The 12,924-nt window shown below is 64.4% G+C and carries 16 protein-coding genes; 8 read left to right on the top strand and 8 right to left on the bottom strand.

Annotated features, from left to right (window positions below; genetic code table 11):
- The first annotated feature begins 137 nt into the window (after positions 1-137).
- Positions 138-530 (top strand): acyl-CoA thioesterase, encoded by a 393-nt coding sequence (locus JI743_RS07850; protein ID WP_201927680.1) that lies wholly within the window; start codon positions 138-140, stop codon positions 528-530.
- Between the two features lie 45 nt (positions 531-575).
- On the opposite strand, the gene JI743_RS07845 is transcribed toward JI743_RS07850, so the two are convergent.
- Together JI743_RS07845 and JI743_RS07840 are read right to left on the bottom strand one after the other, a co-directional pair.
- On the bottom strand, positions 576-1,271 hold the full coding sequence (locus JI743_RS07845; RefSeq protein WP_201927678.1) for a class I SAM-dependent methyltransferase: 696 nt from the start codon (positions 1,269-1,271) through the stop codon (positions 576-578).
- Positions 1,264-1,722: an RrF2 family transcriptional regulator gene (locus JI743_RS07840; protein WP_201927676.1), complete on the bottom strand. Its 459-nt coding sequence runs from the start codon at positions 1,720-1,722 to the stop codon at positions 1,264-1,266. The genes JI743_RS07845 and JI743_RS07840 overlap by 8 nt, the downstream gene beginning before the upstream one ends.
- A gap of 52 nt (positions 1,723-1,774) precedes the next feature.
- Here JI743_RS07840 and JI743_RS07835 point away from each other — a divergent pair, with 52 nt between their 5' ends.
- Positions 1,775-2,257, top strand: coding sequence for a GNAT family N-acetyltransferase (locus JI743_RS07835; RefSeq protein WP_201927674.1), 483 nt, complete (start codon positions 1,775-1,777; stop codon positions 2,255-2,257).
- 4 nt (positions 2,258-2,261) lie between these two features.
- Here the strand turns inward: JI743_RS07835 and JI743_RS07830 are convergent, their stop codons facing one another.
- The 5 genes from JI743_RS07830 to JI743_RS07810 form a co-directional block, all read right to left on the bottom strand.
- Positions 2,262-2,588 carry an SH3 domain-containing protein gene (locus JI743_RS07830; RefSeq protein ID WP_201927672.1) on the bottom strand — a complete coding sequence of 109 codons (327 nt, stop codon included), beginning with the start codon at positions 2,586-2,588 and terminating at the stop codon, positions 2,262-2,264.
- A gap of 45 nt (positions 2,589-2,633) precedes the next feature.
- A complete protein-coding gene (locus tag JI743_RS07825) occupies positions 2,634-3,374 on the bottom strand; it encodes an esterase/lipase family protein (protein ID WP_201927671.1) in 741 nt (246 codons plus the stop codon).
- 14 nt (positions 3,375-3,388) lie between these two features.
- Positions 3,389-4,564, bottom strand: a complete 1,176-nt coding sequence (locus JI743_RS07820) for a PQQ-dependent sugar dehydrogenase (protein WP_201927670.1) — start codon at positions 4,562-4,564, stop codon at positions 3,389-3,391.
- Between the two features lie 71 nt (positions 4,565-4,635).
- Complete coding sequence (locus JI743_RS07815) at positions 4,636-5,286, bottom strand: sigma-70 family RNA polymerase sigma factor (protein ID WP_201927669.1); 651 nt, start codon at positions 5,284-5,286, stop codon at positions 4,636-4,638.
- Complete coding sequence (locus JI743_RS07810) at positions 5,286-5,618, bottom strand: hypothetical protein (RefSeq protein ID WP_201927668.1); 333 nt, start codon at positions 5,616-5,618, stop codon at positions 5,286-5,288. The genes JI743_RS07815 and JI743_RS07810 overlap by 1 nt, the downstream gene beginning before the upstream one ends.
- Before the next feature lie 41 nt (positions 5,619-5,659).
- Here JI743_RS07810 and JI743_RS07805 point away from each other — a divergent pair, with 41 nt between their 5' ends.
- Together JI743_RS07805 and JI743_RS07800 are read left to right on the top strand one after the other, a co-directional pair.
- Positions 5,660-6,055: a BLUF domain-containing protein gene (locus JI743_RS07805; RefSeq protein WP_201927667.1), complete on the top strand. Its 396-nt coding sequence runs from the start codon at positions 5,660-5,662 to the stop codon at positions 6,053-6,055.
- A gap of 179 nt (positions 6,056-6,234) precedes the next feature.
- Positions 6,235-6,789, top strand: coding sequence for a sigma-70 family RNA polymerase sigma factor (locus JI743_RS07800; RefSeq protein WP_201927666.1), 555 nt, complete (start codon positions 6,235-6,237; stop codon positions 6,787-6,789).
- Between the two features lie 10 nt (positions 6,790-6,799).
- On the opposite strand, the gene JI743_RS07795 is transcribed toward JI743_RS07800, so the two are convergent.
- Positions 6,800-7,591 (bottom strand): response regulator, encoded by a 792-nt coding sequence (locus JI743_RS07795; protein WP_201927664.1) that lies wholly within the window; start codon positions 7,589-7,591, stop codon positions 6,800-6,802.
- Positions 7,592-7,856: 265 nt separating this feature from the next.
- Here JI743_RS07795 and JI743_RS15330 point away from each other — a divergent pair, with 265 nt between their 5' ends.
- From JI743_RS15330 to JI743_RS07775, 4 genes are all read left to right on the top strand, one after another.
- Positions 7,857-9,332, top strand: a complete 1,476-nt coding sequence (locus JI743_RS15330) for a GAF domain-containing protein (protein WP_330902260.1) — start codon at positions 7,857-7,859, stop codon at positions 9,330-9,332.
- An 82-nt stretch (positions 9,333-9,414) separates the two neighbouring features.
- Entirely contained in the window at positions 9,415-10,431 is a 1,017-nt protein-coding gene (locus JI743_RS07785; protein ID WP_201927662.1) for a ligase-associated DNA damage response exonuclease, read from the top strand.
- Positions 10,428-12,107 (top strand): cisplatin damage response ATP-dependent DNA ligase, encoded by a 1,680-nt coding sequence (locus JI743_RS07780; RefSeq protein WP_201927661.1) that lies wholly within the window; start codon positions 10,428-10,430, stop codon positions 12,105-12,107. Before JI743_RS07785 ends, JI743_RS07780 begins: the two co-directional genes overlap by 4 nt.
- 192 nt (positions 12,108-12,299) lie before the next feature.
- Positions 12,300-12,914, top strand: coding sequence for a superoxide dismutase (locus tag JI743_RS07775; RefSeq protein ID WP_201927660.1), 615 nt, complete (start codon positions 12,300-12,302; stop codon positions 12,912-12,914).
- The last annotated feature ends 10 nt before the right edge of the window (positions 12,915-12,924 follow it).

Raw genomic sequence — 12,924 nt, 5'->3', positions numbered from 1 at the left:
ATCGTCATTGCGAGGAGCGAAGCGACGCGGCAATCTACAGCTATCGGGGTAGCGTGATCGCGATGGCTGGAGATTGCTTCGCTCCGCTCGCAAGGACGTCTTTTCTGGTCATCCGGTTTGTGCGCTAGGAACGACGCATGAAAGATTTCACCCTCCCCCTCACCGCCACCCCCGACGCCATCGACGAGCTGGGGCATGTCAACAATGCCGTCTGGGTCCAGTGGATCCAGCAGGTCGCGACCGGCCATTGGGCGGCTGCGGCACCGCAGGCGCACAAGGACGCCTATATCTGGGTGATCGTGCGGCACGAGATCGATTACCTCCGCCCGCTCGGCCCCGGCGAGACGGTGACGGGCCGGACGTGGGTCGCCGACAAGCCGCACGGGGCGAAATTCGATCGCTTCGTCGAGTTTACCGGCGAGGACGGCAAGGTGCATGTCCGCGCGCGCACGGTATGGGCGATGCTCGACAAGGCGAGCGGACGGCCCGTGCGGATCACCGACGAAATTGCCGCGCCTTTTCTGGGTTAGGTCGGTTCCCAACGCGTCGCGCGGCGGAAACATCGACGTCGGTCGTCAGGCATATGCGACCCAGCCTCGCCAGGTAAAAGCCGCATAAAATTGTTCGATACCCGTGAAGCCTGCCGCGCGCAGCACCGCTTCATCTTCTTCGGGGCTCAGCATTGCGACATGCGTGGCGACCGCCTGCCGTCCCTTGGCCACCTGTTCCGGGTCGCCGCCCGAGGCGATGGCGTAGGATGCGTAACGGTCGAGCCAGCGGTCGCGTTCGCCGATGCCTTGCGGAAAGCTGCCATGCGCTGCAACAAAAGGCGCTCCGGGTTTGAGGCGGCGGCGGATTTCGGCGCCGGTGCGGATGCGCTCCGATCGATCGAGGAAGTGCAGAGTGAGCAGGCACACGGCTCCATCGAACGGCCCGGCGGGTGCATCGTTGATGATGCCTTCGATCAGCTCGGCGCGCGGCGCATCCGCGCCCATGACCCGCGCCGCAAGGTCGAGCATCGGCCCTGCGGGATCGACGCCGACAAACCGCCAGCCGGGATAGGCTTCGGCCATCGCCTTCATTTCGCTGCCGCCGCCTGCACCAAGCACAAGGATGTGCGCGTCTTTGGGTACGCGCTCGGCGAGCAGGAGTCCGGTCATGCGGTGGAGCCCGTCGAGGCCGGGGACGAAGCGCCGGGGCCCCTCGGTATAGCGCGCGACCGCGGCAGGGTCTTTGAAGCTGTCGAGGAAATGCTGGGCGCCTTCAGCCATGATGTTGCTCCGGTGCTTTGGGGGATCGCGCGGCCATGCGTTCATGAAAATCAGCAGCGAGCTGCGCGAGGGTAACCTCGGTGAAACGGGCAAGCAGCAGCGCTTCGGCATCGTGAAAGCTCGCGTCGAGCGCCGCGTTGACCGCCTGTTCGACCATACAGCCGGGCGCTTCGGTGCGGTTGCTCATCGCCATCAGGGTGGGCTGCCCGATCGCGTCATAGACGTCGCGCATCGTGATGTCGGCGAGATCACCCGCGATCGTCCAGCCGCCGCCATGGCCCTTTTCGCTATGCACGAATCCCGCGTCGCGCAGTCCGCCAAGGATACGGCGGATCACGACTGGGTGCGTCTGCATCGCCTTCGCCAGCTGCTCCGACGTCATCGGCGCGCCTTGCTCGGCCATATGGAGGAGGACGTGGAGCACGCCTGAGAGTCGACTGTCGCGTTTCATGTAACGTTAAATAGTGCGTGAAATCATTCCGTCAATCCATAGATGGCGGGATATGCAGATTCGTTCCGCCACGCCCGCCGATGCCGCCGCGATCTGGGCGATCATCGGCCCGACGATCCGCGCGGGCGAAACCTATACGCTCGACCGCGACATGAGCGAGGCGGAGGCGCTCGCTTATTGGTTCGGGCCCGACAAGGCGGTGTTTGTCGCCGAAGCCGATGGCGCGATCCTGGGCACTTATTATCTGCGCGCCAATCAGGCGGGCGGCGGCGCGCATGTCGCGAACGCCGGCTATGTCACCGGCGCGCAGGCAAGTGGGCGCGGGGTGGCGCGCGCGATGTGTCTGCATTCGCTGGAACAGGCGAAGATGCGCGGATTTCAGGCCATGCAGTTCAACTTCGTCGTGAGCAGCAATGTCCGCGCCGTGGGCCTGTGGGAGTCGATGGGCTTTGAAATCGTCGGCCGGCTTCCCGCGGCTTTCGAACACCCGGTCGAGGGCCGGGTCGATGCGCTCGTGATGTACCGGACGCTCTAGCCGACTAGCGTGCGACCACTGCGATGCGGTGGCGGTGGACCCATCCCGATGCGCAGGTCGATGCGAGGCGTCGGTCGAGGCCGCCCGTCGTGCCGCGGCACGAATGGCGCCCGTCGGCATAATGGACCTGGAACCATTCGGCATTGCCGGCACAGACGAACACCGGCGATCCTGCCTTGATCTTTGCCGTCTTGCGCGCGCCCATCGACGGCGAGCGATAGACCCAGACGCTGGGGTCGCGGCGCGATCCGGCGACGACCGCATAGTTGCACAGCGCGGGCGCGCTCGCAGCTTGCAGCGTCATCGCCAGCGCGGTCATCGTCGTCAGCATCGGCCCTTGTCCTTCGCCATCAGGGTGAACGCGCCGTTTAACAGCCTATTCTATGTCTTCGGTTAACGCCTTGACGATCGCGGCGACCGAGGTGGGGGCATAGGCGAAGCCCATATGGCCGCAGTCAACCTCGACCTGCCGGTCGCTTTCGTGCGGCGTGCCGCGCGCGCTGTTCACTGCGACCACGCCGTCATATTTGGACCAGAGCGCAAAGGTCGGCATTTCGGGGCGCGGTGCGGGGTGAAAGTCGATCGGCGGATTGTCGACCGGATGCCGCGCAATCAAGTGATAAAGCCGCCACGCCCGGTTGGCGCGGCGGCTGCCCGAAAAGGGCGAGCCAAGCGTGACGACGCGCGCGACCTTGCCCGGATGGTGCTTCGCATATTCGCGTGCATAAATGCCGCCGAGGCTCCACCCGACGAGTGCCGGGACGTGACCGGTGCGGTCGATGATCCATTGCACGCGGGTATCGATACGCTCGATGATGTCGGGGGTCGCGCCGCGGTTAAAGCCTAGCCCCCAGGCATAGCAGCGAAAGCCCGCGCGGCGCAGGTCGGCGCGCAGCGCCTTGGTCGCCCAGTCTCCCGACAGAAAGCCGGGGAGTACCATCACCGGCGGATGCTCGCTGTCGGGGTTCGGCTCCGCCGGCATAGGGCGCACACGTCCACCGATGGCGCGCATCAGCGATCCGATCTCGCGCCACAGCAGCTTGAGCGGCGGCGGTGCGTCGGGATCGGGGATGCGCGCGGGCCATTCGGCGCGGCGGGAGAGAAACGAACGGATCATTGCCTCGGCGCTATTCAACCTTTGGGCACGAGTTGCACCAGCTTGCCCTCGTCGCCGTCGGTAAGCAGCCAGATCGTGCCGTCCTCGCGCACTTCGACCTCGCGCACGCGCGTCCCCAAATCCCAACGGTCGCTCTTGTGAAGCGTATCACCGTCGATTGTGAGGCGGATCAGCCCCTGACCCGACAGCGCGCCCATCAGCAGGCTGTTCTTCCAGCCCGGATAGCGATCGCCGCCGTACCAGACGAGTCCCGCGGGCGAGATCGACGGGTTCCACCAGAGCTTGGGGGCAGCAAATTCGGGGCGGGTCGGATGGTCGGGAATGTCGCCGCCATTATAATGATCGCCGTTCGAAACGACCGGATAACCGTAATTGGCGCCGCGTTCGACAAGGTTGACCTCGTCGCCGCCGCGCGGGCCCATCTCATGATTCCACAGCCGTCCTTCGCCGTCGAACACGATGCCAAGGACATTGCGGTGGCCGAGCGACCAGATTTGCGCCGCCACACCGCCTTGCGAAGCAAAGGGGTTGTCGGCGGGCACGCTGCCGTCGGGGTTCAGGCGGACGATCTTGCCGAGGTTGGCGTTCATATCCTGCGCCGGATCGAACTTTTGCCGCTCGCCCGACCCGATGAAGAGATATTGGCCATCGGGGGAGAAGGCGAGGCGGTGCGAATAATGGCCGCGCCCCGTGACCTTCGGGCTCTGCTTCCAGATAATCTCCAGCCCCTCGAGCCGGGGCGCCTCGCCCTGCACCAGCTTGGCGCGTCCGACGACCGCGCCATAAGTGCCGCCGTCGCCCGCCTCCGCCCAGCTGAGGTAAACCATGCCGCTGGACGCGAAATCGGGGGCCAGCACGACGTCGCCGAAGCCCCCTTGTCCGCCATAGGCGACGGTGGGAACACCCGCGACGTCGAGCGTTGCGCCGCCCTCTTGCCAGAGTTTCAGTTTCCCGGCTTTTTCGGTGACCAGCGCGAGGCGCGTTCCGGGCAGGAAGGTCATCGCCCAGGGTTCGTCGAAGCTCGCGACCTCACGCAGCGTGAACGGGGCTTCGGCGACCGGTGCTGCGGGGTGCGCGCCGGACGCGTCGCGCGCGCTCGAATCGCCGGAAGCGGCGCTTGTCGCGGGGCCTGCCGAGCACGCGGCCACGATCAATGCGGTGGAAAGAGCAAGGGTGGGTCGTCGGGTCATTCTCGATCTCGCTTACGCTTTGCTGGGGATGCTCCAGACTGCCGTGTCGGAGCCGCAAAGTCGAGTGGATCTCAGCGGTTTCCGGAGCCGCGGCGCGTGGCGATTTCGTCGACGCTGTCCATGATCGCGTCGATCGCTTCGCTCGCTGGGGGGGCTTCGGCGCGTTTCTGGGAAAATTGCCCGCGCCGCATAATTTCCTCGAGCGCGGTTCGCGCCCGCGACACGCGGCTCTTCATCGTGCCGAGCGCGCAGTCGCAGATGTTGGCCGCTTCCTCATAGGACATGCCACCCGCACCGACGAGGATCAGCGCCTCGCGCTGATCCTGCGGCAATTCCATCAACGCGCGCTGCAGGTCGGCCATCTCGCCCGAATCTTCCTGCGCAGCAGGAGTGGCCAGCGTGCGCTCGACAGCATTTTCGTCATAATCGCCGCGAAACTTGTTGCGCCGCATCTGCGACAGGAAAGTGTTGCGCAGGATCACGAACGTCCATGCCTTGATCGAGGTTCCGCGCTCGAAACGGTCGCGCGACGCCCACGCCTTGACCATCGTGTCCTGGGTCAGATCGTCGGCGAGGTCGGGATTGCCCGACAGGCTGCGGCCATAGGCGCGCAAGTGCGGGATGACCCCGGCGAGCAACGCCTTGAACTCTCTGTCCGAAAGGCCCTTGTCATCCTGCGATCGTGAATGGTGCCGAAACCGGGCGGCGCGGGACGGGAGCATTATCGCTTCGAACTCTTCAGGTCGATCTGCGACAACAGGTCGAGCATGGAATCGGGCAGTTTTTCCGCGACAATATTTCCATAGATCATGCGCAGCTTGGCGCTGACCGGTTCGGGCGATTGCCGGCCCGTCAGCGCGCGATGCCACTGATCGCTCCCGGTACCGGGGAAGCTGCCGGCGGACTGACGCGGCTCTTCGTCGCGCATCGGTTTGCGCGGTCGATCGCCATTCATCCGGTTGTTGCCGTGGGTTGCCATGTCGATTGAACGAGAGAAGTGCGCTGGGGTTCCTCGCAGGTTGTTTTTTGCGACGAATGCGTTGCCAGGGTGCAACACTGTGCCTAGGTTCCGGGTCAGTTGAGGGGGCGGGGCGCTTGATTTCGGTTATATATGTGAGCGTCGCCGATCCGATGATCGGCGAAGGCGAGATCGCCGATATCGTGAAAACGGCCCAGCGAAACAACGCCCGCGACGATATAACGGGCGCGCTCATCTACAATGGCCAGAACTTCATGCAGCTGCTCGAAGGGCCCGCCTCGAAAGTCGACGCATGTCTTGCCGCGATCCGCGACGACCGGCGGCATAGCGGGATGGTCGAGATACGGCGGCGCGCCATCGATTGCCGTGATTTTGCGCAATGGTCGATGCTGTACGAGCCGCGATTCGATGGCGATCCCGACCGTATTTCCGGGCTGGGCATGAAGGGCCGGATCGACACCGGCGACGAGCGCATCCTCTCCAACTTTCTTGCGCTCGGAAGGCGCCGGTGACGTAGCGGTGTCCTGCCGGCTTTTGCGCATGATTGTCGGTTCCGGTTTGCATCGCCGCCGCGAGGCGCTAAGCCTGTTGCGGGGTTCCACCGGGGGCGCCCCCGAACAAAGGTCATATTATCAGCGAGATAGTTCCTCAACCGCTCGATGACGCCAGTTTCAAGAACGAGCTGGCGGCGATGCTTCCGCATTTGCGCGCCTTTGGACGCAGTCTGTGCGGTAATCCCGACATGGCCGACGATCTGGTGCAGGAAACCATGATGAAGGCGTGGAAGGCGCGCGCAAGCTATATCCCGGGGCCTTCGACGATGAAGAGCTGGGCCTTTGTTATCCTGCGCAATTGCTTTCTGTCGCAGATGCGGCGCAAGAAATTCACCGCCGAGTATGACGAACTTGCCGCCGAGCGATTGCTGGTCGCACCGGACGATCAGAACGACAGCCTGCATCTTGCCGATGTCCAGCGCGCGCTGTTGATGTTGCCGGTCGATCAGCGCGAGGCGCTGGTACTGATCGGCGCCGGCCAACTATCCTATGAAGAGGGCGCGGCGATTTGCGGCTGCGCGGTCGGTACGATGAAGAGCCGCGTGTCGCGCGCGCGCACGGCGCTGCAGGCGATCCTCGACGGCAACGATCTGGCGCCGCGTAGCGAGGGGGACACGGTGCCGAGCGAAGCGTTCGCGACGATCATGGCGACCGTCGACGAACTGTCCGCAGGCGGCGGCGCAACGGACTAGGGGCTCGACCCTATGCCGCGAGTTGCGGCGTGAAAAGCAGGCTCTGGCTGATCGCCGCGCGCACCGTATTGTCGCGAAACGGCTTGGAAATCAGGAAGGTCGGTTCGACGCAGTGCCCGGTGAGCAGCCGTTCCGGAAAGGCTGTGACAAAGATTGTCGGCACCGGAGCAATTGCCAATATGTCTTGGACCGCATCGATTCCCGACGAACCGTCGGCGAGTTGGATGTCGGCAAGGACAAGCCCCGCTTCGCTGTTTTCGAACGCGGCGACCGCATCGCTGTGCGTCGTGGCGATGCCCGCGACCTCGTGGCCGAGTTCGCGAACGATCTGCTCAAGTTCCATTGCGATGAGCGGCTCGTCCTCGATGATGAGGACCGATGTGCGCGCTTCGCGGTCGATGTCGGCAATGGCTTCGGTCAAGAGGCTTTCGACGGTGGCATCGTCGGTGCCGGTAATCGTCGCGGTTTCCTCGACCGAAAAGCCTTCGAGCGCGGTCAGCAGCAGCATTTGCCGACCGAGCGGCGTGATGCGCGCAAGGCGCTGGCCGGCCGCGCGAATGACGGGATCTTGCTCATCGTCGCCCTCGCCATCCTCGATGAAGGCGCTTTCCCAGATACGGTGGAAATTGCGGTACAGGTCGACGCGCGTATCGTTGCCGGCGTGAAATTCGTCGGGCGCTGCGACGATCACCTCGAGCGTCGTGTGAACGAAATTGTCGCCATGCTGCTGACTTCCCGTCAGCGCGCGCGCGTAGCGGCGCAGGAACGGAAGATGTCCGCGAATTTCATCGCCAAGACTCATGATGTGACCTCCCACTTGAACGGCTCATACGCACCCCGCGCAATCCGGTTCCAATGCGGGCAACGCGGTCCGTTGATATTTCCTGCAACTTGTATGAAGGCCACGCGTAGAGTCTGCCGGGGCGCGCTGAAAGCCGAGTGCAACCGGATGGAAACGCGCCGCTTTTCGCGGGGGCGCGGAGCACGCTTTTTCGGGACGGAGAATCATGGCAGAGCGGCCCGGGGCCAAATCGACGGCAGGCCCATTTTGGAGCAGGGGGCGGAACTTGGCAGATAGCGAGGGGGGCGACGAGCGGCTGAGCGAGGAACGACGGCTCGACACCCTGCGCGAATATCGATTGCTCGATACCGATCCCGAAGTTGCATTCGACCGTTTGACCAAGCTCGTCGCCGATCTCTTCGACGTCCCGATCGCACTGATCTCGTTGGTCGACGAATGCCGCCAGTGGTTCAAGTCGGCGCACGGTCTCGACATCGACCAGACCCCGCGCGACATCAGCTTTTGCCGCCATGTCGTTGCCGACGATTCGCCTCTGGTTGTGACCGATACGTGGACGGATGCGCGGTTTGCGGACAATCCGCTTGTCGTCGGCGAGCCTTTCATCCGATTTTATGCGGGCGTTCCTCTGCGTGCCTATAATGGCGCGGTTCTTGGAACATTGTGCATCATCGACAGCGAAGTGCGCGCAGCGCCGTCGCCGCGCGAAATGGAGCGGCTCGAAGATTTCGCCGCGATCATTATGGCCGAAGCCGAATTGCGACGCACTGCGGCCGAGCGCGACGAGGTGCGCCGCATGCTCGAGCGTGCGCTCGATTTTTCGACAACGGCGATCTGGCAACTCGACGCGCGCACCGACGCGCTGCGCTGGCAGGGTGCGACGGCCGAGCTGTGGGGCGCCGATTTCGAAACCGCGCTCAATACCGGCGAGGGTTTTTTCAATCGCGTTCATCCCGACGACCGTGACGGCGTGCGTGCGGTGCTCGACGATGCGATTGCGGGTGGCACGCCCTATGCCAAGGAATATCGCATCGTTCATCCCGAACGCGGCGTGCGCTGGATTTCGGCGCGCGGCGACTGGGACGTCGAGGTCGACGATGTGAAGCTGACCGGGATCAGCATCGATATTACCGAGCAGAAGAGCCGGCAGGAGAATACAAACCTGCTGATGCGCGAGCTGCATCACCGGATGCGCAACCTGTTCGCCACCGTCAGCGCGATCATTTCGCTCACCCGCCACGCCGCGACCGGCGTCGATGATTATGTCGAGCGGATCACGAGCAGGCTCGACGCGCTCAACCGCGCGCAGAACGTCCTGCTCGGTGCCAATTTCATGACGGGGTCGATGCACGCGCTGATGCGCGAAGTGCAGGCCGCCTTTCCCCGCATCCGCTGGTCGGGACCCGACCTGCTCCTCCCCGAGAACGCGCTGGTCGCCATGGCGCTCGTCTTCAACGAACTCGCGACCAACGCCGTCAAGCATGGCGCGCTCTCGGTTGCCGACGGCCGCGTCGACGTCAACTGGAGCCAGGACCCGGACGACGATGCCGACCGTCGTTTCCATCTCACCTGGTCCGAAAGTGGTGGAACGGGCGAAGTCGTCGCCCCCGATCGCACGAGTTTCGGAACGTTGTTGATGGAACGCAGCGTGCGCAACAATCTGGGTGGCACGATTGATCGGCGATGGGAGGCTGCGGGACTGGTCGTTAAAATCGCGCTGCCTGCGCGGTGGCACGAGGTGTGATGATCGAAAGGGCTTTGTTCTTTTTTCGTTCTTCATGCTAATGTCGGCGCATGACCGGATCGGCCGCCTCAGCAGTTGAGGGATGAGGGTGTTGCCAAAACCTTGGCTCGAACCGTATCCACACGGGCTTTATGTGAAGCCGGCCGACCTGTGGATCGACCCGTCGCGCCCGGTCGAACGCGCTGCGGTGACGCACGGCCACGCCGATCATGCGCGCAGCGGGCACACATCGGTGTTCGCGACCCCCGAAACGCTTGCCATCATGGCGCTGCGCTATGGCGTCGATGTCGCGGCGCGCGAGAACCGCGCCTTTGCCTACGGCGACGGCTTCGAGCGGGGCGGGGTGCGCTTCAGCTTTCATCCGGCGGGACATGTGCTCGGCAGCGCGCAGATTTTGATGGAATATGCGGGCGAGCGGATCGTCGTCACCGGCGACTACAAGCGCCGCGCCGATCCGACCTGCGCGCGGTTCGAGGTCGTCCCGTGCGACATCTTCATCACCGAGGCGACCTTTGGCCTGCCGGTCTTCCGCCACCCGCCGACGCACGACGAAATCGCCAAGCTGATCGCCGCGGTGCGCGCCGAGCCCGACCGGTCGGTGCTCGTCGGCGCCTATGCGCTCGGCAAGGCGCAGCGTGTCATCGCCGAATTGCGCGGCGCTGGGTGGAACGCGCCGGTCTTCATCCACGGTGCGCTCGAACGCATGTGCGCGCTCTATGCCGAGCATGGCGTCGACCTGGGGCCGCTGCGCCTCGTGAGCGAGGCCGAAAAGAACGAAATGGCGGGGCAGATCGTGCTAGCGCCGCCTTCGGCCCTCAACGACCGCTGGTCGCGGCGGCTGCCCAACCCCGTCACCGCGATGGCGTCGGGCTGGATGCGCGTCCGCCAGCGCGCGCGTCAGCGTATGGTCGAACTGCCGCTCGTCATTTCTGACCATGCCGACTGGGACGAACTCACCACGACGATTGAAGAGGTGAACCCGAAGGAAAGCTGGATCACCCATGGCAGCGAAGATGGCCTTTTGCGCTGGTGCGAACTCCACCAGCGCAAGGCGCGCGCGCTGCATCTCGTCGGGCGCGATATGGAGGAAGAGGCGTGAAGGCCTTTGCCGCGCTCATCGACCGCCTTATTTATACGCGCTCGCGCAATTCGAAGCTCGCGCTGATCGTCGATTACCTCCGCCACACCCCCGATCCGGACCGCGGCTGGGCGCTCGCCGCGCTCACCGAAGCGCTCGATTTCCCCGCGGTGAAGGCGGGGACGGTGCGCGCGTTGCTCGCGACGCGCGTGGACGAGGAATTGTTCCGCCTGTCGCGGCATTTTGTCGGCGATACCGCGGAAACGGCGGCGCTGCTGTGGCCTGAAAAGCCCCTCCCCTTCAGGGGAAGGGTTGGGGTGGAGGCCGCCGGACTTGAGCAAGGGGGCGGACCCCCACCCGCTGCGACGAAGGAGCGGAACTCCCAAGTCTCGCCGCCCTCCTCTGAAGGGAAGGGCGGATTGAGCGTCTCCGACGCCGTCGCCGCCCTTTCCGCCACCACGCGCAGCGATGCGCCGGCGGTGCTGACCGGATTGCTCGACCGTCTGGACGCCGACGGGCGCTACGCACTGCTCAAGATGGCGCTCGGCGGGATGCGCGTCGGCGTGTCGGCGCGGCTTGCAAAACAGGCATTTGCGCAGGCGTTCGACGTCGGGATCGACGATGTGGAGGAGTTGTGGCACGCGATCCCGCCGCCCTATGAAGCGCTCTTCGCCTGGGGTGAGGGGCGCGTCGCGCGGCCCGACCTTGCCGACGTCGCCTTTTTCCGCCCCTTCATGCTTGCGCATCCGCTCGAAGGCGAAAGCATCGACCTTGCCGACTATGCCGCCGAGTGGAAATGGGACGGCATCCGCGTTCAGATCGCGCATGGTGGCGGCGAAACGCGCATCTACAGCCGCGGCGGCGAGGAAATCAGCGCTGCCTTCCCCGAACTCGTCGCGGCGTTCGATCAGGATGCGGTGATCGACGGCGAATTGCTCGTGCGCGGCGAGGTGCAGGGGGGAGAGGCCGCAAGCTTCAACGCGCTGCAACAGCGCCTCGGGCGCAAGACGGTGACGAAGAAAATCCTCGCCGACTTTCCCGCCTTCGTGCGTGTTTACGATCTGCTTGCGGTCGATGGCGAAGATTTGCGCGGCCTGCCGTGGACGGGGCGGCGGCGGCAGCTTGAGGCTTTTGTTCCGCGCCTTGCCGCGAGCCATTTCGACCTGTCGCCCCTGATCGAGGCCGGCGACTTTGCCGAACTCGCGGCGCTGCGTGCCGGTGCGCGCGACGCGGCGATCGAGGGGGTGATGCTCAAGCGCCGCGACGCGCCCTATGTCGCGGGGCGCCGCGCCGGGCTCTGGTACAAATGGAAGCGCGACCCGCTCACCGCCGATTGCGTGATGATGTACGCGCAGCGCGGCAACGGCCGCCGTGCGAGCTTTTATTCGGATTATACTTTCGGCTGCTGGAGCGAGGCGGGCGAGTTGTTGCCCGTTGGCAAGGCCTATTCAGGCTTCACCGACGACGAGCTGAAATGGCTCGACAAATTCGTCCGCACCAACACCGTCGACCGCTTCGGCCCGGTGCGCGAGGTTGAAAAGACGCTGGTGCTCGAAGTCGCCTTCGATTCGATCCATGCGTCGAAGCGGCACAAGTCGGGCCTCGCGATGCGCTTTCCCCGCATATCGCGCATACGCCGCGACAAGCCCGCCGAAGAGGCCGACCGGATCGCGACGTTGCAGGCGATGGTGACCTAGCGGGTGTCGTCATTGCGAGCGGAGCGAGGCAATCTCCAGCCATCGATCGCGCGATGTTGCTGGCTGGAGATTGCTTCGTCGCTCCGCTCCTCGCAATGACGTCGCTAAAACCGCAATTTTTCCCCGTCATGGGGTTGCAACCGCAGCCTCCGATACCGAGTTAGCCAAGCGACAGCAAAAAAGGAGACTGCCATGACGATCGCTCACCCCCCGCTCCCCTATGCCCACGACGCGCTCGCGCCGCACATCTCGGCGGAGACGCTGCAGACCCATCATGGCAAGCATCACAAAACCTATGTCGACAAGGTCAACGCCGCGATCGAGGGCACCGATCTTGCCGACAAGAGCCTCGAGGAAATCATCCACCACGCTGAGGGCGCCGGCAACAAGGGGCTGTTCAACAACAGCGCCCAGTCGTGGAACCATGCCTTTTACTGGAACAGCATGGCGCCGGCGAAGACGGCGCCCGAGGGCGATCTCGCCGCCGCGATCGACCGCGATTTCGGTTCGCTCGACGAGCTCAAGAAGAAGCTGAAGGATACGGCGATCAATCATTTTGCGTCAGGTTGGGCCTGGCTGATCGCCAAGGACGGCAAGCTGTCGGTCACCGACACGCACGATGCCGGGACCGAACTGGCGGCGGGTATCAAGCCGCTGCTCGTCGTCGATGTGTGGGAACATGCCTATTATATCGACCGCAAGAATGTCCGCCCCGACTATGTGAATGCGGTGGTTGATGAACTGCTCAACTGGGACTTCGCTGCGGAGAATTTCGCGCGCGACGGGGCGTGGACCTATCCGGCGTAAACCAATGATC

This window comes from Sphingopyxis jiangsuensis (assembly GCF_016734905.1).
GTDB classification, from domain to species: domain Bacteria; phylum Pseudomonadota; class Alphaproteobacteria; order Sphingomonadales; family Sphingomonadaceae; genus Sphingopyxis; species Sphingopyxis jiangsuensis.
Note: the sequence above shows the minus strand (reverse complement) of the source record. Positions and strands in the feature narration are given on the sequence as shown.